Origin of the sequence: Celeribacter sp. SCSIO 80788 (assembly GCF_051054295.1) — a bacterium.
Taxonomy (GTDB): Bacteria; Pseudomonadota; Alphaproteobacteria; order Rhodobacterales; family Rhodobacteraceae; genus Celeribacter.
This window is the reverse complement of the sequence record NZ_CP150482.1, coordinates 217,381-240,662: the sequence shown is the minus strand read 5'-3', so window position 1 is coordinate 240,662 and position 23,282 is coordinate 217,381. Positions and strand designations below refer to the sequence as shown.

The following is a 23,282-nucleotide window of genomic DNA, read 5'->3' as shown; positions in this document are numbered from 1 at the left end:
TGTGCGTTTCCTTTGCTGTCCAAATACTCAAACGAAAAGGGCGACCCTTGGGCCGCCCTCTCAGTCTTCTGTCTGTCCCGATCAGTCGATCTTCGGAAGCAACTCGCCGATGGAGTGTTTCGCATCGCCGTAATACATCCGCGTGTTGTCCTTGTAGAACAGCGGGTTCTCGATCCCCGAGTAGCCGGTGCCCTGACCGCGTTTCGACACGAAAACCTGTTTCGCCTTCCACACTTCGAGAACCGGCATCCCCGCGATGGGAGAGTTCGGATCTTCCTGTGCCGCCGGGTTCACGATGTCGTTCGAGCCGATCACGATCACCACGTCGGTGTCCGGGAAGTCCTCGTTGATCTCGTCCATCTCAAGCACGATGTCGTAGGGCACTTTCGCCTCGGCCAGAAGCACGTTCATGTGCCCCGGGAGACGACCCGCCACCGGGTGAATGGCGAAGCGGACGTTCTTGCCCTGCGCCCGCAGTTTGCGGGTCAGTTCGGCCACGTTCTGCTGCGCCTGCGCCACCGCCATGCCGTAGCCCGGCACGATGATCACGCTGTCGGCCTCGTTCAAAGCCGCTGCCACACCGTCGACGTCGATCGCAACCTGTTCGCCCTCGACCTCCATCGCCGGACCCGTGGTGCCGCCGAAGCCGCCCAGAATAACCGAGACAAAGCTCCGGTTCATCGCCTTACACATGATGTAAGACAGGATCGCACCCGAAGACCCGACCAGCGCGCCGACCACGATCAGAAGATCGTTGCCCAGCGAGAAGCCGATCGCCGCCGCAGCCCAACCCGAGTAGGAGTTGAGCATGGACACCACGACCGGCATATCCGCGCCGCCGATGCCCATGATCAGGTGGTAGCCGATGAAGAACGCCAGAAGCGTCATCAGGATCAGCGCCCAACCGCCCGCACCGTTCATGTAAAGGATCAGCAGGATGATCGAGAGGATCGCAGCGCCCGCATTCAGCGCATGACCGCCCGGCAGCTTGGTGGCTTTCGAGGTCACCTTGCCCGCGAGCTTGCCGAAGGCCACCACGGAGCCGGTAAAGGTCACCGCACCGATGAACACGCCAAGGAACAGTTCGACCTTGAGGATGTTCAGCTCCACCGGTGTCTTATGCGCCACAACTGCGGCAAAGCCTTCGAGCAGGTGTTTCTGTTCGGCGGTCATCGCGGCGATGCGCGCGGCTTCGATATGGGTGTTGAACCCCACGAAGACGGCGGCCAGACCCACGAGCGAATGCATCGCCGCGACAAGCTGCGGCATCTCGGTCATCTCGACCTTTTTCGCCACGTACCAGCCGATGACGCCCCCCGCCGCGATCAGGATCGCGGAGAGCACCCAAAGACCGGCGCCCGGCCCGATCAGCGTCGCGAACACGGCCAGAGCCATGCCGACAATGCCGTACCAGACGGCGCGTTTCGCACTTTCCTGTCCCGAGAGACCGCCGAGCGCGAGAATGAAGAGAACGGCAGCGACCACATAGGCCGCAGTGGTAAATCCGTAGTCCATAATCTCTCTCCCTTACGATTTCTGGAACATGGCGAGCATGCGCCGCGTGACAAGGAAGCCGCCGAAGATGTTGATCCCGGCCATGAAGACCGAAAGCGCGGCGAGAAGGATCACAAGCCAGGAGCCGGAGCCGATCTGCATCAGCGCCCCCAGAATGATGATCGAGGAGATCGCGTTGGTCACCGCCATCAAGGGCGTGTGCAGCGAATGCGACACGTTCCAGATCACCTGGAAGCCGATGAAGACCGAGAGCACGAAGACGATGAAGTGCTGCATGAAGGAGGCAGGTGCCACAAGACCCACGCCCAGAAGCAGGATCGCCCCCACGGCGATCAGCGTCACCTGATTGCGGGTCTGTTTCTTGAACGCGGCCACTTCTGCGGCACGTTTTTCCTCCGGCGTCAGTTCCTTGACCTTTTCCTTCGGTTTCGCGGCAATCGCAGCCACTTTCGGCGGTGGCGGCGGGAAGGTGATCGCGTGATCGTAGGTCACGGTCGCGCCGCGGATCACGTCGTCTTCCATGTTGTGCACGAGCTTGCCGTCTTTTTCCGGCGTCAGGTCGGACATCATGTGACGAATGTTCGTTGCATAAAGCGTCGAGGCCTGCGTCGCCATGCGGGACGGGAAATCGGTATAGCCGATGATGGTCACGCCATTCTCGGTGACGATTTTCTCATCCTTGACGGTCAGCTTGCAGTTGCCGCCTTTTTCCGCCGCAAGATCGACGATCACGGAGCCGGTTTTCATCGCGGCCACCATGTCCTCGGTCCACAATTCCGGCGCTTCGCGGTTCGGGATGAGGGCCGTGGTGATCACGATGTCCATCTCGGGGGCCAGTTCGCGGAACTTGGCAAGCTGGGCTTCGCGGAACTCCGGGGAAGACACGGAGGCATAGCCACCGGTGGCCGCGCCGTCCTGCTGTTCTTCCTTGAAGTCCAGATAGACGAATTCGGCACCCATGGATTCGACCTGTTCGGCCACTTCCGGGCGGACGTCGAACGCGTAGGTGATCGCGCCCAGCGAGGTGGAGGTGCCGATGGCGGCGAGACCGGCCACACCGGCGCCGACGATCAGCACCTTGGCGGGCGGCACCTTACCGGCGGCGGTCACCTGACCGGTGAAGAACCGGCCAAAGTTGTTGCCCGCCTCGATCACGGCACGATAGCCCGCGATGTTCGCCATCGACGACAGAGCGTCCATCTTCTGCGCGCGCGAAATCCGCGGGACCATTTCCATGGCGATGACGTTCGCACCCGTCTCGTTCGCCTTTTCCATGCCCTCGGCATTGCCGCCCGGGTTGAAGAACGAAATGAGCGTCTGGCCTTCGCGCAGATAGCCCATCTCGGTCTCGTCCGGCTGGCGCACCTTGGCGACGATGTCACAGGCGTCCCAGAGCGCTTTCGCCCCCTCGATCACCTCGACACCCGCCTCTGCATAGGCCTTGTCCGAGAACCCGGCGGCGGCACCCGCCCCGGCTTCGATTGCGCAGTCATAGCCAAGCTTTTGCAATTGCTTGGCGCTCTCGGGCGTCAGCGCAACACGCGCCTCCCCCTCGAACACTTCCTTAGGAACACCGAATTTCAACGTGTATGTCCTCTTTTTCCCCAGTCTTCATTCTTGGCACCTTCCTTACCCAATCGCGGCAATGCAGAGCAACATTATTGCGCAAACATAACCGAAACTGTGACGGGAGGTCACAGCCAGCGCCGTGTCTTCTCCGCCCAGGTTTGAAACTCCTCCGAAAATTTCGTCCTGAGCCATGTTTCTTCCTCGACAATGAACCGCCTCTGTATCACCGCCATAAAGACGGGAACAAAAACCACCCCTGCCGGGCTGCCGAACAGTAAAGCAAAGCCAGCAAGTGTAAAGGCATCGCCAAGGTAAATCGGGTTTCGTGTCAGGCGGTAAATCCCGTCGGTGACAATCTCGGAGGGAATGCGATGCGGCACCACGGTGGTATGATGCCGCCACATCGCGAAAACCGCCGCCACCATGAGGCCCAGCCCGAGCGCGATCAACGCCCCGCCCAGGGCCTTCAACCAGAGCGGCGGCGCAACCCTCAGCCCGATCTGCGCCCCTCCCCATGTCAGCCCCATGAAGCCCAGCAACCAGATCGGCGGATAATCGAGATATTTCATCGCAAACGCATCGCCTTTTTCGCACAGCCGTGAAAAGACCTACTGAACCGAAACCGTTCAGGCGAGGAAAATGTCGTGAAACTGCGCCCTGTGCAAAGAAAAGATGCCGACGCCTGCTATGCGCTGTTTCATCGCACCATCCATGGCGGCACAGGCGCGTTCTACGATGTGGAGCAACGCGCCGCCTGGGCCCCGCCCCGTGAGCATGCCCCTGAAAGCTGGCCCGACCGCCTGACCGACGGCTATGCGATCTGCGCCACCCGATGGGGTCGGATCGTCGGCTTTTTCACCATGGGGCACGATGGGCATATCGACTTCGCCTATGTCGCGCTCGAAGAAATGGGCAAGGGTACCGCGCTCAAACTCTATGAGGCCTGCGAAGCGGAGGCCCGACGTCTTGGCCTCGCGCAGATGGACACCGAGGCGTCGCATCTGGCGCGCCGTTTTTTTGAAAAACGCGGCTGGCGCGTGGTGGCGCGCCAGACCGTGATCCGCCATACCGCGACGCACCAGTCGGTCGGGATCGAAAACTTCCGGATGGAAAAACGGCTGTAAGCCCGCCGCGCCTCAGGCCTCTTCCGCCACCTTCTTGCGTCGCGCCTCGGCAAAGGCATGCACCGCCTTGCCGAACGCCTCGAACAGCGGGCGTGACACCGGATCTTCACCGGCGCGATATTCCGGGTGCCATTGCACCGCCAAAGTGAACCCCGGCGCGTCTTTCACATAGATCGCCTCCGGCGTGCCATCGGGTGCATAGCCGTCGATCACGATGCGCGCGCCGGGTTTCTTGATCCCCTGACCATGGAGTGTGTTGGTCATCACCTCGTCCGCGCCCAAAAGCGCCTCGAACACCCCGCCTTTCGAAAACTTCACCGGGTGGCGCAGGGCGAATTTCTCCTCCAAAGTCCCCTCCGGCGGCATCCGGTGGTTCATCCGCCCGGGCAATTCGCGAATCTCCGGGTAAAGCGTGCCGCCCATGGCGACATTGACCTCCTGAAACCCGCGGCAGATGCCGAAGATCGGTTGGCCTTTCTCGACACAGGCCCGGATCAGCGGCAGGGTCACCGCATCGCGGCAGCGGTCGAACGCCCCATGCGCCGCGGTTTCCTCTTCGCCATATTCCTCCGGGTGCACATTCGGGCGTCCGCCGGTGAAGACGAACCCGTCACAGGCCGCCATCAGCTCCTCGATAGACACAAAGCCCGGGTGCGGCGGGATCAGAAGCGGCATGCAGCCCGCCACATCGGACACCGCCTCGGCATTCATCCGCCCGCCGGTGAAGGCCGGGTAGCTGCCGTCCAGCAGGTTCGAATTGCCGATGATACCAACGATGGGTCTGGTCATAACGCCTCTGCATCCTTTTTTTCTTACTCTAAGGAGAATCGAAGCAGGAGAAAAGCCGCGCACATGTGTTCCCCTGCACAGGGGCGCTGCGCAATCATTTCGCCACCGCAACGATCACCCGCGCCGGGATTTCGCCCAAATTCTCATAGAAATGATCATGATCCGCCTCGAAACACATGGCGTCTTCGGGTCCGAGCGTGTGGCGTCGACCGTGAACGGTCAATCCAAGCCGACCTTCGAGCACAAACAAAAGCTCCATTCCCGGATGACGATGCGGTGCACTGGCCGGTCCACCGGGCGGAAATTCCGCCGTGTAGGCCGAGAGCGGCGCATTGCGCACCGGGTAATCGAGGCTTTCGAACAGATGCGACAGCTTCTCGCCGATCTCGACCCGCATCGCGATCCGGTCGCTTTTCGGAACCACCGCGCAGACCGGCGCCTGAGCGGGATCGGCAAAGAAGTGATCCAGCCCGACACCGAACACAAGCGCAATGCGCATGAGCGTCGGCAGGGTCGGCACCGCCTGCCCGCGCTCCAGCCGGGACAACATCCCGGCGGACAGGCCGGTATGCGCGCCGAGCTGGGTCAATCCGAGCCCCTTCTCCCGGCGCAACCGGTTGATCTTTTCCCCGATTCGATACTGTTCGAGGTTTTCCGTCAGTGTGTCGGACAGCATGCGCGCCCCCCAAAGTCGTGTTTGTTTGACCTGCGGTGTCGACCTTAGCAGATAATTTTTACCACAGGTATAAAGTTTATATCATCACGCAAATGTGCATGTTGTGAAAAATACTTTGCACCAAAATAAAATCATCGAAAAACACAGCCCCGTCACACTGTGCGGGACGACTTTAGGAGGAAAACATGCCGACCCCGAAACGCACCTTTGCCGCCGCCCTGACTGCTCTGTCGCTGGGCCTGTCTCTGGGCTTCTCCGCCCCGGCCTTCGCCGATGACATCGTCGACACCGCCGTCGCGGCAGGCGATTTCACCACCCTGGCAACCGCGCTCACCGAAGCGGGCCTTGTCGAGACGCTCAAAGGCGACGGCCCGTTCACCGTCTTCGCCCCGACCGATGCCGCCTTCGCCGCCCTGCCCGAGGGCACACTCGAAACGCTGCTCATGCCCGAAAACAAGGACAAGCTTGTGCAGATCCTGACCTATCATGTCGTGCCCGGCAAAGTCATGAGCGGTGATGTGGTCAAGCTCGACAGCGCCACGACGGTCGAGGGCGGCGACGTCATGATCAAGACCATGGAGGGCAAGGTGATGATCAACGACGCCACCGTGATCGCGGCGGATGTGGTCGCCGACAATGGCGTCATTCACGTGATCGACAAGGTGATCCTGCCGTCGGACATGTGATCCTCCGGCCCCTGCGGCCGCACTCAATCCCTGTATCCTAGGAGAAACCACCATGACTGCACTGAATATCCTGACCCGCGTGCTGCTGATCGTCGGCGGCCTCAACTGGGGTCTCGTCGGCCTGTTCGGCTTCGACCTCGTCGCGGCCATTTTCGGCGAAATGTCCGCGCTCTCGCGCATCGTCTACGCCCTTGTGGGGCTGAGCGCGCTCTATCAGATCACCACGCTTGTCAAACCGGCCCCGGCCCACGCGCACTGATCCCAAATCGGAAAAGGGCGGCTCTCTGGCCGCCCTTTTCGTTGTCGCGAAGTCAGACCTGTGTTTGTCAGGCCTGCGCTTTCAGTTCCAGACGCCGCGCATGAAGCACCGGCTCCGTGTAGCCCGAGGGCTGCACCCGGCCCTTGAACACCAGATCGCAAGCCGCCTTGAACGCGATTGTATCAAACGACGGCGCCATCGGCACATAGAGCGGATCGCCCGCGTTCTGACGGTCCACGACGGCGGCCATTTTCTGCATCGCCGCCATGACCTGATCCTCTGAAACAACCCCATGGTGCAGCCAGTTGGCGAGGCCTTGCGAGGAAATCCGGCAGGTGGCGCGGTCTTCCATCAGACCCACGTCGTGAATGTCCGGCACTTTCGAACACCCCACCCCCTGATCGACCCAGCGCACCACATAGCCAAGGATGCCCTGCGCGTTGTTCTCGATCTCGGCGGTGATTTCCTCCTCGGACCAGCTGACGCCTTTGGCGACCGGAATGGTCAAAAGATCCTCAAGCGTGCCGCGCGCGCCGCCTTTGGCGATCTCGTCCTGCACCGCAAAGACATCGACCTTATGATAATGCGTCGCGTGCAGTGTCGCCGCCGTCGGGCTGGGCACCCAGGCCGTCGTCGCCCCCGCTTTCGGATGCGCGATCTTGGCCGCCAGCATCGCCTGCATCAGATCCGGCATGGCCCACATGCCCTTGCCGATCTGCGCGCGGCCTTTGAGGCCACAGGCCAGCCCAATATCGACGTTGCGCTCCTCATAGCTCTTGATCCACGGCTGATCCTTCATCTCGCCCTTGCGGATCATCGGCCCGGCTTCCATCGAGGAGTGAATCTCGTCGCCGGTGCGGTCGAGGAAACCGGTGTTGATGAACGCCACGCGATGTTTCGCCGCCCGGATACATTCCTTGAGGTTCACCGAGGTCCGGCGTTCCTCATCCATGATGCCGAGCTTGACGGTATTCGCCTCCAGCCCAAGGATCGCCTCGACCCGGCTGAAGATCTCATCTGCGAAAGCCACCTCGTCCGGCCCGTGCATCTTCGGCTTCACAACGTAAACCGACCCTTCGACCGAATTCCGCGGGCCACTGGCCTTTTGCAGATCGTGCAGCGCGATCGTCACGGTCACCAGCGCATCCATGATCCCCTCACCGATCTCATACCCTTCCGGGTCGATAATCGCCGGGTTGGTCATCAGATGCCCGACATTGCGCACCAACATCATGGCACGGCCTTGCAGGATGATCTCCGTCCCGTCCGGTGCGGTGAACACCCGGTCGCCATGAAGCGCACGGGTAAAGGTCTTGCCGCCCTTCGCAACCTCTTCGGTCAGATCGCCCTTCATCAGGCCCAACCAGTTGCGATACGCCCCGACCTTTTCCTCGGCATCGACGGCGGCAACCGAATCCTCGCAATCCATGATCGCCGACACCGCGGCCTCCACGAGAATATCGGAAATCCCCGCCTTGTCCTGCGCCCCCACGGGCGTCGAAGGGTCGATCACGATGTCGATATAAAGCCCGTTCTTTTGCAACAGAACATGGCCCTCGGAGGACCCGGCAAATTGCGACGGATCGGCCAGCCCGGTTTCCCCCATGGTCCCATCAACAAGCAACAGCTCGCCCTTGACGGTCAGCCCCGTGACATCCGCCCAAGAGCCCCCCGCCAGCGGCGCAACCGCATCCAGATGTGCCTTGGCCCAGGCAATCACCCGCGCCCCACGGCTCGCATCATAGCCCTTACCAGACGGCAAATCGCCCAGCGCATCCGTGCCGTAAAGCGCATCGTACAAAGACCCCCAACGGGCGTTCGCCGCGTTCAAAGCGTAACGCGCATTGGTGATCGGCACCACAAGCTGCGGCCCCGGTTTGGTCGCGAATTCCGGGTCGATCTTCGTGGTCTCGATCTCGAAATCCGGCCCCTCGGGCACCAGATAGCCGATCTCTTTCAAAAACGCCGTATAGGCCGCCGCGTCATGGTCCTGCCCCTTGCGGGCCAGATGCCAGTCGTCGATCTTCGCCTGAATCTCCTCGCGCTTTTCCAACAGCGCCCGGTTCTTCGGCCCAAGATCGCGCACCATCCTCGCCAGACCGTCCCAGAACGCCTCCGCCGTCACGCCCGTACCCGGCAGAGCCTCGGTCTCGATGAATTGGGCAAGCTCTTGGGCGACCATCAGGCCGGATTTGTCGACGCGCGTCATATGGGAATCACCTGAATTTGAAGGATTTCGGCGCCAGACTAACGGGTTTCCTATCGGAAACAAGCCAAACACCGCCCGGTTCCGCAGGCCTCCCTGCACAACCGTCGTGCAAATTCCCGCGACGGACGTTGCAGCCCTGCCCGTCGACGCCTACCTTCCCCGCATCGAAGTCAGAAAGAGTCGCCCGATGAAAGATGCCGCCCCCCAAACCGTTTACCTCAAGGATTACACCCCGTTCGGCTATCGCATCGACAGTGTCGATCTGACCTTCCGGCTGCATCCGACCGCCACGCAGGTGATCTCGAAAATCGCCTTCACGCCTGACCCGGAGGCTTCGGACAAACGGTTTTTCCTCCACGGCGAACAACTCAACCTGATCTCCGCCACCATCGACGGCACCCCGATCACGCCCCGCCTTGTCGAGGGCGGCCTTGAGGCCGACGTGCCCGAAGGCTCGTTCCTTTGGGAAGCCGAAGTCGAGATCAGCCCCGAAACCAACACCGCGCTCGAAGGGCTTTACATGTCGAACGGCATGTATTCGACCCAATGCGAGGCCGAAGGGTTTCGCAAGATCACCTTCTACCCCGACCGCCCCGATGTGATGGCGGTCTTCACCGTGCGCATCGAGGGGGACCAGCCCGTGCTCTTGTCGAACGGCAACCCGGTGGAGCGCGGCGACGGGGTCGCTGTCTGGCACGATCCATGGCCGAAACCCTCCTATCTCTTCGCCCTCGTGGCAGGTGAGCTGATCAACCATCCCGACAGCTTCACCACAAAATCCGGCAAAGAGGTCGAGCTGAACATCTGGGTGCGTCCGGGCGACGAGGACAAATGCGCCTTCGGCATGGAAGCCCTCAAAAAGTCGATGAAATGGGATGAGGACACCTACGGGCGCGAATACGATTTGGACATTTTCAACATCGTGGCCGTCGATGACTTCAACATGGGCGCGATGGAGAATAAGGGGCTGAACATTTTCAACTCCTCCTGTGTTCTGGCCTCGCAAGCGACCTCGACCGATGCGAATTTCGAGCGGATCGAAGGCATCATCGCGCATGAGTATTTCCACAACTGGACTGGCAACCGCATCACCTGCCGCGACTGGTTCCAGCTCTGTCTCAAGGAAGGTCTGACGGTCTACCGCGACCAGATGTTCTCCGGCGACATGCGCTCGCACGCGGTGAAACGCATTGAGGAGGTTATGATTTTGCGCGCCCGCCAGTTCCGTGAGGACAACGGCCCGCTGGCCCATCCGGTGCGCCCCGAAAGCTTTGTCGAGATCAACAATTTCTACACCGCCACCGTCTATGAGAAGGGTGCGGAAATCATCGGCATGCTGCGTCGCCTTATTGGTGACGAGGCCTATCGCAAGGGCTGCGATCTCTATTTCGACCGCCACGACGGCGAGGCCGTGACCATCGAGGATTGGCTGGCGTCCTTCGAAGAGGTGACGGGTCGTGATCTTGCACAATTCAAACAATGGTATTCGCAAGCGGGCACACCGCGCCTGAAAATGAGCGAGACGTGGGAGGACGGCGCACTGACGCTGAATTTCACCCAAACCACGCCGCCGACGCCCGGTCAGACCGCCAAAAACCCGCAGGTGATCCCGATCTCCGTCGGCCTCATCGGCCCAAATGGCGACGAGGTGGTGCCGACGACCGTGCTCGAAATGACCGAGGCCGAGCAGAGTTTCACCTTCGAGGGCCTGGGGGCGCGCCCCGTAGCCTCCGTGCTGCGAGATTTCTCCGCGCCGGTGGTCCTTGAGCGGGAGATCGACGACGCCACCCGCGCCTTCCTTCTGGCGCATGACACCGACCCGTTCCAGACATGGGAAATGGGCCGGATGCTCGCCAAGGACACGCTGATCGCAATGATTGTCCGCGATGAGGCCCCTGCCCCGGCCTATCTCGACGCGATCCGGGCGGTGGTCACCGACGAAACGCAGGACCCCGCGTTCCGTGCGCTGGTCTTTGGCCTGCCGTCTCAGGACGATCTGGCGCAGACCCTGTTCGACGCCGGGATCACCCCCGATCCGCAGAAAATCTACGCCGCGCGCGAAAGCCTGCGCCACACCGTTGCCCGACACTTGTCCGACGCTTTGCCGACGCTGTTCCGACCGACGGAACCCGGCACGTTCACGCCGGATGCCGAAGGCTCCGGTCGCCGCTCTCTGAGCCTTGCCGCCCTGTCTTATCTGGCGCTTCTGGACGGTGGCGCCGCCGCGACATCGCTCTTTGCGCAGGCCGACAACATGACCGAACAGGCCGGAGCCCTTCAGGCGCTCCTCTCCGCCGGGCTGGGCACGAGTGAACTGCAAGCCTTTGAAACGCAATGGAAAGATGATCGTCTCGTGATGGACAAATGGTTTACCATGCAGGTCGCTTCCGCCGCCCCGGACAAGGCCGCCGAGCTGGCCGAGGCGCTAAGCCACCATCCGGCCTTCACCAACAAGAACCCGAACCGCTTCCGTGCGGTCTTCGGGGCGCTGTCCGCGAACCACGCCGGGTTCCACCACGCCAGTGGCGCAGCCTATAAACTGCTTGCGGATCAACTGATTAGCCTCGATTCCCTGAACCCGCAAATCACCGCCCGAATGAGCGGCGCTTTCGAGACATGGAAACACTACGACGCCGACCGGCAAGGCATGATCCGCACCGAACTGGAGCGCATTCTGGCCACTCCGAACCTGTCGCGCGACACCACCGAGATGGTCAGCCGGATTCTTTCCGCCTGACCGTCGGCACCCTGCTTCGTTTGCGCAAACAGTCTGTGTTTGCGCAAACATTTTCAATCATAACAAAAAGTTGACCCGCTTTTGGAGCCCCTACCGAGCGCTAAGGATAGATTGTCACATTCAAATTACGCAATGCTGTGACATGATCTCTGCCATCGTGCGGATTGTACGCTTTTTATTTTGTGACCAGACAGGGACCCCTATCCAATGCGTAAACTTCTCATTTCCACCGTGATCGCGGCCACCGCCGCAACCGGCGCCGTCGCGCAGGCCCCCTCTGACGTGGCAAAGGCCCGTCGCGCCTTCTACACGCTTGTCGGCTATGAAATGGCCACACTGGGCGGCATGGCTCAGGGCAAGATCGATTACGACGCCGAAACCGCCAGCCAGTCCGCCAAGGACATCCTGACGCTCACCGGCTATCACACCGCCGATCTCTACGTGCCGGGCACCTCGAACGAGGACCTGCCGGGCGAAACCCGCGCCAAGGCCGCGATCTGGTCCGACATGGCCGGCGTTCAGGAAAAAGGCATGGCCTTCTACCAAGCCGTCGTCGAACTCAACGACGTCGCCGGCACAGGCCTCGACGCGCTGAAACCGGCGGTCGGCAAACTGGGCGGCACCTGCAAGGCCTGCCACGACGACTATCGCGCTGCCGATTTCTGATCGGGGCGGGGCGAAACATGACGCAACAGCTTGAAAAGACTTATGTCTGGGACCCGGTGGTGCGTGTGCTGCACTGGGCCTTGGTGATCGCGTTTTTCACTGCCTTCGGGCTTGGAAAATTCGGTCCGGATCAGATGACCCTGCATTTCTACGCGGGCTACAGCGTGGCCGTGATCGTGGTTTTGCGCATTCTCTGGGGCTTTTTCGGCTTTTACACCGCACGTTTCGCCACATTCGTCAAAGGTCCGGGTAAGGTCATCGCCTATGCCCGGACACTCTCCTCCGCGACGCCCTCGCGCAGCTATGGGCACAACCCGGTCGGCGCATTGTTCGTCGTCGGCGTGTTGATCGTGCTGTCCATGCAGGTTCTGACCGGCATGCTCTCGGACCCCGAAGATTACATCAACGTCGGCCCTCTGGCGCAATATGTGTCGATCGAGACCGCGCGCAAAGCGTTGTCCTATCACGAACCGCTGTCCTTCCTGCTGCTGATCATGGTTTTGGGCCATATCGCTGCGATCTTCTGGTACAAGAAGCGCAAGGGAGAGAACCTCGTGACGCCGATGATCACCGGCTATGCGGATCTTCCGCCGGAGAAAATTCCACATCAGGGATGAAAAAAAGGGCGCCCGGAAGCGCCCTTTTTGTTTGATCAAAGGTCCTGCGGCGGCATCGGCGGCGTACCGTCCCCCATGCCTCCGGCTGGCCCCATATCGACCACAGGCTCTGCATTGAAATCGATCGGGATCACCACAGTGCCGGTGTACCCCGCCGCACGGCTTCCCGTCATCGCAAGGGTTTCCTGGGCAATCTCTTCATCCGTATTGTCGCCGAAAATGCCATCGCTTTTGATCGTGTTCTTGTCGAGATTGTCGGCGCTGCCCGTGTAATGTTCGGTATCGGCATAGACATCGCGACAAGCGTCCTCCGGGATCGCGATCTGGGCGGTCAGAACGGAATTCTCACCGGCCACGGCGGCCTCGGCACTTTCGAACACTTCGAAATGGATATGCGGCCAGCGCGACGGGTAACAGCCCGGCACGATGGTGGTGAATGTCACCTTGCCCTCGGCATCGGCCACCCCAAGACCGCGCAGCCAGTTGACATCGGTATAATCATAGAGGGAATATTTCCCCTCACCATCGCAATGCCAGATGTAGATCGCGTAGCCCTCAAGCGGGGTGCACCCGTCGTGGTTCTGAAGCACCAGCTCAAGTTCGAGCGGCACGCCTTCGACATCGCCTTCGTAATCGCCGAAAGAGGTCGTGATGTCGGTGCGCAGGATACCTTCCTGTTCGAGCACATTGACCACCTGACCGTTCTTGCTGTTGGACCCGTCCGCCGGATAGGGCCCCTGCGTTTCCCAAGGCAGCGCGATGCATTCGAGCGCGACCGCCGGAAGACCGGAGGCGGAGGCCAGCCCCAAGCCGCCCATCACGCTCAGAAAGCGGCGGCGTCCCAGCAGTTTCGGGAGGTCATGTTTGAACCCATGGTCATGGCTGTGCGACATTTGGAGTCTCCTGGCTTGTCATTGTCTTTGAAGCACAAACGCACGAGAGCGCCGATTCAGTCGGCAGGTTTTGTAAAATCAAAGTGATGGAACCATTGCTGTGCCGCTGCGTTTCCTAAAGTGGTCCCGGACGGCGCTCTTCGGAGAGCAGCACATTGGCCTCCACATTCCCCACCCCCGGAAGCGTCATGATCCGACGTCTGAGCACCCGCTCGAAATCGGGCAGATCCTGCGCCACCACCCGCAGACGATAATCGAACAGGCCCAAAACGTGCTGCACGGTCTGAACTTCGGGGATCGCGCGCACGGCACGTTCGAAATCCTCAAGACTGACCCGCCCTTTGGTGGCGAGTTTAACGCCAAGAAACACCGTCACACCAAAGCCCAGCGCCTCAAGATCAAGGTCCACCCGACGCGGCCCGAACACGCCCAACTCGCGCAACCTCTTGATCCGCCGCCATGTCGCCGGTTGGCTAAGCCCCAGTTCCCGTCCCAGCGCCCCCGCAGATTGCGTCGCATCCTCGCACAGCGCCCGCACAATCTTGCGGTCGATCTCGTCCAAATCGATCATAGCGGCACCGACTGGCTGTCCTTGATCGTCGCCACCTGCATCAGTGCCTCGATGTCGGTCATATGCGGCAGGGTGAGGATCTTGTCGCGATAAATTCGCTGATAATCCGCCATGGTGCGCGCGATCACCAGAAGCCGCGCATCGACCCGACCGAGGAAAGTGCCAATGTTGATCACCTCCGGCACCTCACGCGCCGCCTGAATGAATTCGTCAAAGGCGCGCGGCTCGGTCTTGTCGAGCGTGATCCTCAGACTGACCTCCACCGCATAGCCCATGGCGCGCCAGTCGACCTCTTCGCGGATCGCCTGCACCACACCGCTCTGGCGCAACCGTTCGAGACGCCGGATATAGGTGGACTGTGTCATACCCGCACGCTCCGCCAAAAGCGCGACCGGCGCGTCCGGTGCCGCTTGCAATTGCCTCAACAGGCGTCGATCCGTGTCATCTACCATGAAATCACCAAAAAAATGGGCTTTCCCGCATAATAAATACAGAAAACCCGAATTTACATAAAAATCATGCGCCCAAGCCTCATCCTGCCCTGAACACCGGGGCAAACGGAACACCGTGGCAAAATCAGCGCAGTCTCCGAAAGCACGGCACAAGGGCTGCGCAAAACGGTAAATCCATGTTAATATTCAAGAAAACGCCTTAAGGCATAACAATATTGAGTGCAGGCATGAGTGCGACAACACTATATGTTTACGAGGTCAGTGCGATCTCCGTAAGCACCACAAGCGGCACGTCCGTTTCCGGGGTGCTTGAAAACGCCCTCTGGGGCGATGCCTTCAGTTGGGAAAACCCCAACGATCTCGTGTTGACATTGCCCGACGAGAAAACCGCCATCACCTTTTCGGACAAAGACGGCACGCTTCAGGACGACCCCTATTTTCTCGGCATCGTGCTCGATCAGGCCCTGAGCGAAGAGGTCACCCTCAACGGCACCACATATTCGCCAAGCCAGGGCTCCATCCAATGGGGCTACCCCACCCCCGTTACGGTTGAAAGCGAATACAGCGTCGAACTTTTGGGCTCGGACGGTGAAACCTATACACTGGTCGGCATTTCGATCACCACGGGCTATACGTCTGAAATCGTTGGCGTCGCCTTTGACGGCGCACAGCCCCCGCCCGGCGTCACGCTCACCTATATTCAGGGTAATTCCACCTACACCTCAACGGGCCCGGATCTCGACCCATCTCCCAGCATTCCCTGTTTTGCGGCCGGAACGCGGATCAACACCCCAAATGGCGACGTGCCGATTCAACATCTCAGAATTGGCGATCTCGTCACGACACTGGATCACGGCCCCCGTCCCATTTTGTGGATCGGACGCAGCCTCGTGAACGGGCGCGACGCGCTTGCCCCCGTCCAGATCGAAGCAGGCGCGCTTGGCAATCGCCACCCCATCCGCGTCTCCCCCAACCATCGCTTTCTCCTGCAAGGCGCTGAAATTGAACTTCATTTTGGCGGAGATTCTGTTTTTGTTGCGGCCAAGGCCTTGGTGAATGGCTCTACCATCCGCCACGCGCCCTGCCAGAAGGTCACATATTTCCACCTTTTGCTCAGCGAACATGAGGTCATCTTTGCCGAAGGCATCGCAACCGAAAGCCTGTTCACGGGCCCTATGGCCATGGAGGCGCTCGATGCGGCGGCCCGTACCGAATTGCGCATGATTTTTGGCGACGATCTCCCCGACGCCCCCACCCTGTGCCGTCCGGAAATCAGCCGCTTCGAAGCGGCGGCACTCCGGTCAACTTTCAGGCCGGTTTGTTTCAGGCCGGTTTGCTGAATCTCCTGCCGCTCAGCAAAGCGCAGAGATCAGAGCATGACACGTGCATGCCCCATGAAGCTTATGTCGCAAAGCATGATTAATTCATAAATCAAAGAAAACTGGAATTAATCAGGATATAAATTTAAAAAATAGCATCATTATGCATTCAATTTTGGAAAATATCGCGTATTTTCCCCCTCGAAACAAAACAGAAGGGATGCAAAATGCGCGTCTATTACGATCGCGATTGCGATGTGAACATCATCAAAGACAAGAAAGTCGCCATTCTGGGCTACGGCTCGCAAGGCCACGCCCACGCGCTGAACCTGCGCGATTCCGGTGCGAAAAACCTTGTCGTCGCACTGCGTGAAGGCTCCCCCTCCGCGAAGAAAGCCGAAGCCGAAGGCCTCACCGTGATGGGCATCGCCGAAGCCGCCGCCTGGTGTGACGTGATCATGTTCACCATGCCCGACGAACTTCAGGCCGAGACCTACAAGAAATACGTCCACGACAACCTGAAAGAAGGCTCCGCGATTGCCTTCGCGCACGGTCTGAACGTGCATTTCGGCCTGATCGAGCCGAAACCGGGCGTCGACGTGATCATGATGGCGCCGAAAGGCCCGGGTCACACCGTGCGTGGCGAATACACCAAAGGCGGCGGCGTGCCCTGCCTCGTGGCCGTGAACACCGACGCCACCGGCAAAGCGCTTGAGATCGGTCTGTCCTATTGCTCCGCCATCGGTGGCGGCCGCTCCGGCATCATCGAAACCAACTTCCGCGAAGAGTGCGAAACCGACCTCTTCGGCGAACAGGCCGTGCTCTGCGGCGGTCTCGTCGAACTGATCCGTTGCGGGTTCGAAACCTTGGTCGAAGCCGGTTACGCGCCGGAAATGGCCTATTTCGAATGTCTGCACGAAGTGAAACTGATCGTGGACCTGATCTACGAAGGCGGCATCGCGAACATGGATTACTCCATCTCCAACACCGCCGAATACGGTCAATACGTCACCGGCCCGCGCATCCTGCCCTACGAGCAGACCAAGAAAGCGATGAAAGAGGTTCTCTCCGACATCCAGGCCGGCAAGTTCGTGCGTGACTTCATGCTTGAAAACGCCGTCGGTCAGCCGACCATCAAAGCCTCGCGTCGTGCCAACGACGAGCACCTCATCGAGGAAACCGGTGCCAAACTGCGCGGCATGATGCCGTGGATCACCAAAGGCAAAATGGTGGACAAATCGCGCAACTAAGCGCTACTGCATCCAAGACGAAGGCCCCGGCGCATGCGTCGGGGCTTTTTCATGTCAAAGAGGTCGCCATGCCGAAAGTCACCCCAGACACCGCTCAGAAAGACCGCGGCAGTTCCCTCGCCTGCGGCCCCTATGAGGCGCTTTTGTTCAGCGACAGCGGTGGGTTGACGCAATTCGGCGCGTTTCTCGAAATCCTGCCTCCGGGGTCGAGCTCTTCGCTCAAGCACTGGCATGAAGGCGAAGATGAGATGGTCTATATGGTCTCCGGCGAGGTCATCGTCACCGAGGGCGACGACACCTATCCGCTGAGCGCAGGAGAGGCCGCAACCTTCAAGGCCGGTGTCGCTGCGGGTCATTGCCTGCGCAATGACAGCCCGGGCGAGGCCCGCTATCTGGTGATCGGCACGCGCTCTGCGAGAGATACGGTCACCTACCCGGATCACGACCGCATCCTGACTTTCGCCCGCGCGCCGGGCACCTCCGACGTGACCTCGCGCAGCTACACAACCCACGACGGCATTCCCTCCACCTCGCCTTACGAAGACCGATGACATCTCCGCTCCCCAATATCACCCCCGCCTCATGGATCATGGTCGGCATCCTCGGCTTTGTCTGGGGCTCCACCTTCATGGTGATCGAGATCGCCCTCACCGGCATCTCGCCCTTCTGGCTCGCCACCTTCCGCCTTGCCATTGCGGCGATTGTCATGGCGGCGTTCTGGGGCGTGGACGGGTTCAAGCTGGGTACGGACCCGAAAAATCCGCCGCATCCGCTGGCGCTGATCTGGGCCGGGGCGATTTCCTCCGGCGTACCGTTTCTGCTTCTGAACTGGGGACAGCAATATGTCACCTCCGGTTTCGCAGGCACCTCCATGGCCGCCGTACCGTTGGTGGTCCTTCCCATGGCGCATTTCATGGTGGCCGGAGAACGGCTGAGCCTGCGCTCCATCATCGGTGTAGCGCTCGGTTTTCTCGGCGTTTTTCTTCTGGTCGGGCAGGATGCGCTCCATAGCTCCGGCGCCGATCTCGAATTCTGGGGGCGCATGGCCTGTCTCACGGTAGCGCTTTGCTATGCGCTCAACTCGATCACCATTCGTCGCCTGCCTCCGATCAATTCCACCGCACTGACCACGATCATGATGGCCAGTGGCGCGCTGATCACCCTGCCCTTCTCTCTCATGGCCGAAGGCACGCCCGGTCTGCCGCCGCTCAAAGCCTTTGTCGCGCTCATTTTCCTCGGCGTGATCTCCACCGCCGCGATGAACCAGTTGCGTGTCCTGGTGATCCGCTCCGCCGGGCCGACCTTCATGACGCTGGTGAATTATCAGGTCCCGGTCTGGTCCGTCGTCCTGGGGTCGAAACTTCTGGGCGAACCGCTGCCGCCCTCTCTGATCATCGCGCTGGGGCTCATCCTTGGGGGCGTGGCGATCTCGCAATGGCCGGTGGTGCAACGTCTTTTTGCGCGGCGTTGACTTGCGGCGCGCAGGCAATCGTGACCAGATGAGCCAAAGGAGATTGCGATGACCACACCCGAACACGACGACCATATCCCCGCCGATCTCACCCCTGCCAATGAGAGCGAGATCGAGGCAGAACGCGCCCGCATGTTCACGCTCGGCTTCTGGAAAAGCCTTCTGGCGGGTCGTGAGGGTCTGGGCGACACGTTCTGGGCAGGCAATTACCTGGCCGCGCTGTTTTTCGTGCCGGTCTATGTGCTTCTGATCGCGATCCCGCCGCTTTACGGGCTGATCCCTGTGGTCTTTGCTCTGTTCGGCATCTACCTGCTGTTCGTCGCCCGCGCAGTCTGGCTCGCCAAGCCCAAAGGTGACGCGGGCAAGGGGTGGAAGATCGCAGGCGTGATCTGGACCCTGATGAACGCCGCCATGTCTCTGGCCTATACGCCCTTCACCGGCGGGTCCTGATCTCCTAAATGCCTTAACAGGGCCTTAATTCGGGTCCGGTCTTCGTACACAAGGCCAAGACACACATCAAATCCACGAGACCGATGCAGATCAAACCGCTCCTTGCCGCCTTGTTCCTGATGACCAGCCCCGCCGTCGCAGGCGATCTGGCTCCCGATTACGCTGTCCTCCCTCTTGCCTCGCATCATTACGGCGACTGGGGCGAGGAGGACGGTGACGATTTCAACGAATTCAACCCCGGCCTGATGTTCACTTGGGCCGAGCGCGCCTATGGGCTGAACTACACCTTCGGCGCCTACCGCGACAGCCGCTCGGACACCTCTCTGCATCTTTCCGCCGCAAAAATGTGGGACATCGGCCCGCAGGCGCAGGCCGGGATCGTCGGGGCCTATATCCACTCCTTCGGCGAGGGCTACACGGGCTTCGCCCCCTCCCTACAGGTGAACTACAAATCTGTCTTCCTCAATGCCGCGACCGGCTATGACGATGGGCTCTACGGCGTGATTTCAACCGGGTTCATCATCCCGATCGGGCGATAAACACGTACAAACCCTGTCATCTCATGAAAAAGGCGGCCTCTTATGCCGCCTTTCTTGTCCAATTCGAACAATCCACGTTTATTGCGTCGCCGCCTGCACCGCTTCGACGACAGCGTCCACCGCTGCGTTCAGAACCGCCTCATCGACACTTTCCGCCATCACCCGGATCAGCGGCTCGGTGCCGGATTTGCGAATGAGCAAGCGACCGTTTCCGCTCAGTTTGGCCTCGGCATCGGCAATCGCCGCCTTGACCTGCGCCTCCTCCAGAGGCGTCTGTCCGGTCGCATAGCGCACATTCTTCAACAACTGCGGCACCGGCTCGAAGACCTGCGCCAGTTCAGAGGCCTTGCGACCGCTCTCCACCATGGCGGCAAGGAACTGAAGCCCCGCAAGCAAGCCATCCCCCGTGGTCGCGTAATCGGTCATCACGATATGGCCGGATTGCTCGCCCCCAAGGTTGAACCCGCCCGCACGCATGCGCTCGACCACATAGCGGTCACCGACGGCGGTGCGTTCAAGCCGCAGTCCTTCGGCCTCCAGAAATCGTTCGAGCCCAAGGTTCGACATCACGGTCGCGACCAGAGCCCCGCCCGCAAGCCGTCCCTGATCGGCCCAGGTTTTCGCCATCAGCCCCATGAGCTGATCGCCATCGGCCACCTGCCCGCGCTCGTCCAGGATCATCACCCGGTCCGCATCGCCATCGAGGCAGATGCCGACATCCGCCCCATGGGCCACCACGGCCTCGGCGGCGGTCTGCACATAGGTCGAGCCGCAATGATCGTTGATATTCTTGCCATTCGGTGCGGTGCCGACGGGGATCACCTCCGCCCCCAGTTCCCAAAGCACCTCCGGCGCGGTGCGATAAGCCGCGCCATGGGCACAGTCGATCACCACTTTCAGCCCCTGAAGGCTCATGCCGCGCGGCAGGGTCGATTTCACCCGCTCGTTATAGCGGAACCGCCCGTCGTCGATGCGTTTGGCCCGCCCGATATTGTCGGCCTGCGCCGGTTCGACGCCCTCTTCCATCAGCCGCTCGATCTCGCTTTCCGCCTCGTCCGAAAGCTTGAACCCGTCGGGGCCGAAAAACTTGATGCCATTGTCCTCGGCCGGGTTGTGCGAGGCGGAAATCATCACGCCCACATCCGCGCGCATCGAGGTGGTCAGCATCCCGACCGCAGGCGTCGGCACCGGCCCGAGCAGGAACACGTTCATGCCCGTCGAGGTGAACCCCGCCGTCATCGCGGTTTCGAACATATAGCCCGACAGACGCGTGTCCTTGCCGATCACCACCCGATGCTCACGCCCGCTGCCCCGGCGGAAATAACGCCCGGCAGCGGCCCCGAGTTTCAGCGCCATTTCGGCGGTCATCGGATGGCTGTTGGCGCGCCCGCGCACCCCATCCGTGCCAAAGAATTTACGCGTCATGGCTTCCCCCCGTCCCTGTCGCCGCCTGCCAAAGGGCAAGCGCCTGTTTCGTCTCTTTAAAATCATGCACCCGATGGATCTGAACGCCCTGCCCGAGGGCCGAGAGCGTCACCGCAATCGTCCCCGGCGCGCGATCTTGGGCCGCGGGAACCTTGCCGATCTTGCCGATAAATCCTTTGCGCGAGACGCCCAAAAGGATGCCGCAACCCAGACCATGGAACAGCGAAATGCGTTCCAGAAGCGCCAGATTATGCGCCACCGTCTTACCGAAACCGATGCCCGGATCGACGAGGATCTGCCCGCGCGGGATGCCCGCCGCCTCGGCCACACGGATGCGGGCCTCAAGGAAATCGTAGACGTCGAGCAAGACGTTGTCGTACTGCGGCGCGTCCTGCATCACTTCGGGATCGCCCTGCGCATGCATCAGGCAGACTGGCGCCCCCGCCTCCGCCGTGATCCGCGCCAGATCGGGGTCGTGGGTAAAGGCGTAGACGTCATTCACAAGGCTCGCGCCAGCTTTCAAAGCCGCCCCGGCCACGGGGGCTTTTCGCGTATCGATGGAGATCGGCACAGCGCTTTGCGCCCGGATCGCCTCAATCACCGGGGCGGTGCGGGCAACCTCCTCCTCAACCGGAACGTAATCCGCGCCGGGCCGGGTGCTTTCGCCGCCGATGTCGATGATCTCGACGCCTGCCGAAATCATCTCCTGCACTTGCGCCAAAGCCGCCTCGGGACGGTTGAACTTGCCGCCATCGGAAAAACTGTCGGGCGTGACGTTGAGAATGCTCATCACCGAAGGCACGCCCAGATCGAGCCCGGCCAGCGGAACCCGCGGGGCGGTGAGGCGCGAACGGGCCTCGTCCGACAGCTCGGACACCGGCAGAATCTCCGGCAGAGCGTCCCGGCGCAACCGTTCGACATGGCTGAACCAGCACCAGCCCCCCGCCAGTGTCAAAGCACCTTCGGGTCTCGCCGGATCGCAGCTCGGAATCGGGCGGTCGTACCAGGCTTGCGCCATCTCAGGACAGCTCCACGTCCGCGTCGGGATCGCGGATCTCCACGCCCTCGATCTCAAGGGGTCCAAGGCTCACCACCTTAGTCGCCGACAACTCTTGCGCCAGCCATGCGACCATCTCCCCGATACCACCTTTCGGCCCATGCACCGCATCGAGCACCATTTTCGACGGCGCCCAGACCGAGATCTGATCGTGTTTCATCGCCCAATCGAGTTCCGTGCGGGTGGCGCGCACCACGCATCGCGCATCGCGCCCGGCCAGAACCCAGGCATTCTGTTCCATCGCCAAAAGGTCGATCCGTCGCTGCGCCGCCTTATGCGCCGCTTTCGGCCAGTCGCCCCCGGGCAGCCCCACGGTCAGGATCACCGGACGCGGATCGGCCTCGAGCGCATCGATCCATGCGGTGAGCTGCGCACTCGCCAAAGCCTCCGGTCCGAGATGCACGATCAGCGGATGCGGCACCGGGGCGTCCATCGCCACGGCGCGCCCGATCTGATCGGCGCTGCGCACAATCTCGACACCCAGAGCACCGGGGCCGCGGTCGAGCTTTTCGACCCGAACGAAGACGCGAAAGGCGCGCGGTTCGGTCAGAATACGCTCGGCAATGCGCTCGGCGAGGGTTTCCAAGAGGTTCAGGCGCTCGGCGGCAAGCTCCGTATGGATCGCCTCCGTCAACCGGTCATAGGACAGTATCCGGTCGACGTCGTCGTCGATCGGCCCGGTGACCGGTGTCAGTTCCACCACGATATTGAAGGACACGCGCTGGCGCACCCCGCGTTCGGCCTGAAACGCGCCGATCTCCACATCGACCACATGGTCGCGGAGCGAAATACGATCCAGCGGAGCGGCATCGGATGTGGCCAGAGCACGGGCCTCGGGGTGCTCGAAAGCCTGTCGAATTTCGGACATTGACGGTCCCTTTTTTGAAGCTTTGGCCTTTGCTACAGCTTTGAACACGCCGGGCCAAGACCGAAATGCCCGATGTCGGAACCGGGGGGGCGAACGGCAAAACCCCGCCGTTTTACCGGCGGGGCCTGAAACAATTCCGT

24 protein-coding genes are annotated in these 23,282 nt (G+C 61.1%); 12 read left to right on the top strand and 12 right to left on the bottom strand.

The genetic code is table 11. From position 1 onward, the window contains the following. Positions 1–81: 81 nt before the first annotated feature. From V1471_RS01345 to V1471_RS01335, 3 genes are all read right to left on the bottom strand, one after another. The gene (locus V1471_RS01345) at positions 82–1,515 is read right to left on the bottom strand and encodes an NAD(P)(+) transhydrogenase (Re/Si-specific) subunit beta (RefSeq protein ID WP_434286470.1); all 1,434 of its coding nucleotides are present in this window, start codon (positions 1,513–1,515) and stop codon (positions 82–84) included. Positions 1,516–1,527: 12 nt separating this feature from the next. After that, positions 1,528–3,099 (bottom strand): Re/Si-specific NAD(P)(+) transhydrogenase subunit alpha, encoded by a 1,572-nt coding sequence (locus tag V1471_RS01340; protein WP_434286468.1) that lies wholly within the window; start codon positions 3,097–3,099, stop codon positions 1,528–1,530. A gap of 110 nt (positions 3,100–3,209) precedes the next feature. Then, positions 3,210–3,653: a methyltransferase family protein gene (locus V1471_RS01335; RefSeq protein WP_434286467.1), complete on the bottom strand. Its 444-nt coding sequence runs from the start codon at positions 3,651–3,653 to the stop codon at positions 3,210–3,212. 75 nt (positions 3,654–3,728) lie between these two features. Between V1471_RS01335 and V1471_RS01330 the strand changes: the two genes are divergently transcribed. After that, complete coding sequence (locus tag V1471_RS01330; RefSeq protein WP_434286465.1) at positions 3,729–4,208, top strand: GNAT family N-acetyltransferase; 480 nt, start codon at positions 3,729–3,731, stop codon at positions 4,206–4,208. A gap of 12 nt (positions 4,209–4,220) precedes the next feature. Here the strand turns inward: V1471_RS01330 and V1471_RS01325 are convergent, their stop codons facing one another. Next, complete coding sequence (locus V1471_RS01325; protein WP_434286463.1) at positions 4,221–4,997, bottom strand: gamma-glutamyl-gamma-aminobutyrate hydrolase family protein; 777 nt, start codon at positions 4,995–4,997, stop codon at positions 4,221–4,223. A gap of 94 nt (positions 4,998–5,091) precedes the next feature. Further along, positions 5,092–5,673, bottom strand: a complete 582-nt coding sequence (locus V1471_RS01320) for a helix-turn-helix domain-containing protein (RefSeq protein WP_066704189.1) — start codon at positions 5,671–5,673, stop codon at positions 5,092–5,094. Positions 5,674–5,858: 185 nt separating this feature from the next. On the opposite strand from V1471_RS01320, the gene V1471_RS01315 reads away from it, so the two are divergent. Then, positions 5,859–6,359 (top strand): fasciclin domain-containing protein, encoded by a 501-nt coding sequence (locus V1471_RS01315; protein ID WP_434286461.1) that lies wholly within the window; start codon positions 5,859–5,861, stop codon positions 6,357–6,359. Positions 6,360–6,411: 52 nt separating this feature from the next. Further along, positions 6,412–6,618, top strand: a complete 207-nt coding sequence (locus tag V1471_RS01310; protein WP_096805484.1) for a DUF378 domain-containing protein — start codon at positions 6,412–6,414, stop codon at positions 6,616–6,618. A gap of 67 nt (positions 6,619–6,685) precedes the next feature. On the opposite strand, the gene V1471_RS01305 is transcribed toward V1471_RS01310, so the two are convergent. Beyond that, positions 6,686–8,827, bottom strand: coding sequence for a malate synthase G (locus V1471_RS01305; RefSeq protein ID WP_434286460.1), 2,142 nt, complete (start codon positions 8,825–8,827; stop codon positions 6,686–6,688). Positions 8,828–9,014: 187 nt separating this feature from the next. Here V1471_RS01305 and pepN point away from each other — a divergent pair, with 187 nt between their 5' ends. The 3 genes from pepN (at position 9,015) to V1471_RS01290 (ending at position 12,847) form a co-directional block, all read left to right on the top strand. Beyond that, positions 9,015–11,564, top strand: coding sequence for an aminopeptidase N (pepN, locus tag V1471_RS01300; protein WP_434286458.1), 2,550 nt, complete (start codon positions 9,015–9,017; stop codon positions 11,562–11,564). A gap of 207 nt (positions 11,565–11,771) precedes the next feature. Beyond that, positions 11,772–12,230: a c-type cytochrome gene (locus tag V1471_RS01295; protein ID WP_434286457.1), complete on the top strand. Its 459-nt coding sequence runs from the start codon at positions 11,772–11,774 to the stop codon at positions 12,228–12,230. A gap of 17 nt (positions 12,231–12,247) precedes the next feature. Continuing rightward, the gene (locus V1471_RS01290) at positions 12,248–12,847 is read left to right on the top strand and encodes a cytochrome b/b6 domain-containing protein (RefSeq protein WP_434286456.1); all 600 of its coding nucleotides are present in this window, start codon (positions 12,248–12,250) and stop codon (positions 12,845–12,847) included. A gap of 35 nt (positions 12,848–12,882) precedes the next feature. Here the strand turns inward: V1471_RS01290 and V1471_RS01285 are convergent, their stop codons facing one another. From V1471_RS01285 to V1471_RS01275, 3 genes are all read right to left on the bottom strand, one after another. Continuing rightward, a complete protein-coding gene (locus V1471_RS01285) occupies positions 12,883–13,740 on the bottom strand; it encodes a hypothetical protein (RefSeq protein ID WP_434286455.1) in 858 nt (285 codons plus the stop codon). Between the two features lie 115 nt (positions 13,741–13,855). Next, positions 13,856–14,311, bottom strand: coding sequence for an Lrp/AsnC family transcriptional regulator (locus V1471_RS01280; RefSeq protein WP_434286454.1), 456 nt, complete (start codon positions 14,309–14,311; stop codon positions 13,856–13,858). After that, positions 14,308–14,763: an Lrp/AsnC family transcriptional regulator gene (locus tag V1471_RS01275; protein WP_434286452.1), complete on the bottom strand. Its 456-nt coding sequence runs from the start codon at positions 14,761–14,763 to the stop codon at positions 14,308–14,310. Before V1471_RS01275 ends, V1471_RS01280 begins: the two co-directional genes overlap by 4 nt. Before the next feature lie 227 nt (positions 14,764–14,990). Here V1471_RS01275 and V1471_RS01270 point away from each other — a divergent pair, with 227 nt between their 5' ends. The 6 genes from V1471_RS01270 to V1471_RS01245 all read left to right on the top strand — a co-directional run bounded on the left by V1471_RS01270 (position 14,991) and on the right by V1471_RS01245 (position 19,792). Next, positions 14,991–16,103 carry a Hint domain-containing protein gene (locus V1471_RS01270; protein WP_434286450.1) on the top strand — a complete coding sequence of 371 codons (1,113 nt, stop codon included), beginning with the start codon at positions 14,991–14,993 and terminating at the stop codon, positions 16,101–16,103. A 206-nt stretch (positions 16,104–16,309) separates the two neighbouring features. Beyond that, positions 16,310–17,332 carry a ketol-acid reductoisomerase gene (gene ilvC, locus V1471_RS01265; RefSeq protein WP_434286449.1) on the top strand — a complete coding sequence of 341 codons (1,023 nt, stop codon included), beginning with the start codon at positions 16,310–16,312 and terminating at the stop codon, positions 17,330–17,332. Between the two features lie 68 nt (positions 17,333–17,400). Continuing rightward, entirely contained in the window at positions 17,401–17,883 is a 483-nt protein-coding gene (locus V1471_RS01260) for a cupin domain-containing protein (protein WP_434286448.1), read from the top strand. Further along, entirely contained in the window at positions 17,880–18,803 is a 924-nt protein-coding gene (locus V1471_RS01255) for a DMT family transporter (protein ID WP_434286447.1), read from the top strand. The genes V1471_RS01260 and V1471_RS01255 overlap by 4 nt, the downstream gene beginning before the upstream one ends. Positions 18,804–18,851: 48 nt before the next feature. Continuing rightward, positions 18,852–19,253 (top strand): hypothetical protein, encoded by a 402-nt coding sequence (locus V1471_RS01250; RefSeq protein ID WP_066704220.1) that lies wholly within the window; start codon positions 18,852–18,854, stop codon positions 19,251–19,253. Positions 19,254–19,336: 83 nt separating this feature from the next. Then, entirely contained in the window at positions 19,337–19,792 is a 456-nt protein-coding gene (locus tag V1471_RS01245) for a hypothetical protein (RefSeq protein WP_434286446.1), read from the top strand. A gap of 78 nt (positions 19,793–19,870) precedes the next feature. Here V1471_RS01245 and glmM read toward each other — a convergent pair whose 3' ends face one another. Genes glmM through V1471_RS01230 form a run of 3 tightly spaced genes read right to left on the bottom strand, consistent with a single transcriptional unit; the run spans position 19,871 to position 23,142 of the window. After that, positions 19,871–21,217 (bottom strand): phosphoglucosamine mutase, encoded by a 1,347-nt coding sequence (gene glmM / locus V1471_RS01240; protein ID WP_434286445.1) that lies wholly within the window; start codon positions 21,215–21,217, stop codon positions 19,871–19,873. After that, positions 21,207–22,235: a dihydropteroate synthase gene (folP, locus tag V1471_RS01235; protein WP_434286444.1), complete on the bottom strand. Its 1,029-nt coding sequence runs from the start codon at positions 22,233–22,235 to the stop codon at positions 21,207–21,209. The genes glmM and folP overlap by 11 nt, the downstream gene beginning before the upstream one ends. Before the next feature lies 1 nt (position 22,236). Next, positions 22,237–23,142 carry a dihydroneopterin aldolase gene (locus V1471_RS01230; protein ID WP_434286443.1) on the bottom strand — a complete coding sequence of 302 codons (906 nt, stop codon included), beginning with the start codon at positions 23,140–23,142 and terminating at the stop codon, positions 22,237–22,239. Positions 23,143–23,282 lie beyond the last annotated feature (140 nt).

Bases quoted from the DNA above. Each gene is read 5' to 3' on its own strand.
- V1471_RS01345 (WP_434286470.1), bottom strand. From the start codon at position 1,515: ATGGACTACGGATTTACCACTGCGGCCTATGTGGTCGCTGCCGTTCTC.
- V1471_RS01335 (WP_434286467.1), bottom strand. From the start codon at position 3,653: ATGAAATATCTCGATTATCCGCCGATCTGGTTGCTGGGCTTCATGGGG.
- V1471_RS01325 (WP_434286463.1), bottom strand. From the start codon at position 4,997: ATGACCAGACCCATCGTTGGTATCATCGGCAATTCGAACCTGCTGGAC.
- V1471_RS01320 (WP_066704189.1), bottom strand. From the start codon at position 5,673: ATGCTGTCCGACACACTGACGGAAAACCTCGAACAGTATCGAATCGGG.
- V1471_RS01315 (WP_434286461.1), top strand. From the start codon at position 5,859: ATGCCGACCCCGAAACGCACCTTTGCCGCCGCCCTGACTGCTCTGTCG.
- V1471_RS01310 (WP_096805484.1), top strand. From the start codon at position 6,412: ATGACTGCACTGAATATCCTGACCCGCGTGCTGCTGATCGTCGGCGGC.
- V1471_RS01305 (WP_434286460.1), bottom strand. From the start codon at position 8,827: ATGACGCGCGTCGACAAATCCGGCCTGATGGTCGCCCAAGAGCTTGCC.
- pepN (WP_434286458.1), top strand. From the start codon at position 9,015: ATGAAAGATGCCGCCCCCCAAACCGTTTACCTCAAGGATTACACCCCG.
- V1471_RS01295 (WP_434286457.1), top strand. From the start codon at position 11,772: ATGCGTAAACTTCTCATTTCCACCGTGATCGCGGCCACCGCCGCAACC.
- V1471_RS01290 (WP_434286456.1), top strand. From the start codon at position 12,248: ATGACGCAACAGCTTGAAAAGACTTATGTCTGGGACCCGGTGGTGCGT.
- V1471_RS01285 (WP_434286455.1), bottom strand. From the start codon at position 13,740: ATGTCGCACAGCCATGACCATGGGTTCAAACATGACCTCCCGAAACTG.
- V1471_RS01280 (WP_434286454.1), bottom strand. From the start codon at position 14,311: ATGATCGATTTGGACGAGATCGACCGCAAGATTGTGCGGGCGCTGTGC.
- V1471_RS01275 (WP_434286452.1), bottom strand. From the start codon at position 14,763: ATGGTAGATGACACGGATCGACGCCTGTTGAGGCAATTGCAAGCGGCA.
- V1471_RS01270 (WP_434286450.1), top strand. From the start codon at position 14,991: ATGAGTGCGACAACACTATATGTTTACGAGGTCAGTGCGATCTCCGTA.
- ilvC (WP_434286449.1), top strand. From the start codon at position 16,310: ATGCGCGTCTATTACGATCGCGATTGCGATGTGAACATCATCAAAGAC.
- V1471_RS01260 (WP_434286448.1), top strand. From the start codon at position 17,401: ATGCCGAAAGTCACCCCAGACACCGCTCAGAAAGACCGCGGCAGTTCC.
- V1471_RS01255 (WP_434286447.1), top strand. From the start codon at position 17,880: ATGACATCTCCGCTCCCCAATATCACCCCCGCCTCATGGATCATGGTC.
- V1471_RS01250 (WP_066704220.1), top strand. From the start codon at position 18,852: ATGACCACACCCGAACACGACGACCATATCCCCGCCGATCTCACCCCT.
- V1471_RS01245 (WP_434286446.1), top strand. From the start codon at position 19,337: ATGCAGATCAAACCGCTCCTTGCCGCCTTGTTCCTGATGACCAGCCCC.
- glmM (WP_434286445.1), bottom strand. From the start codon at position 21,217: ATGACGCGTAAATTCTTTGGCACGGATGGGGTGCGCGGGCGCGCCAAC.
- folP (WP_434286444.1), bottom strand. From the start codon at position 22,235: ATGGCGCAAGCCTGGTACGACCGCCCGATTCCGAGCTGCGATCCGGCG.
- V1471_RS01230 (WP_434286443.1), bottom strand. From the start codon at position 23,142: ATGTCCGAAATTCGACAGGCTTTCGAGCACCCCGAGGCCCGTGCTCTG.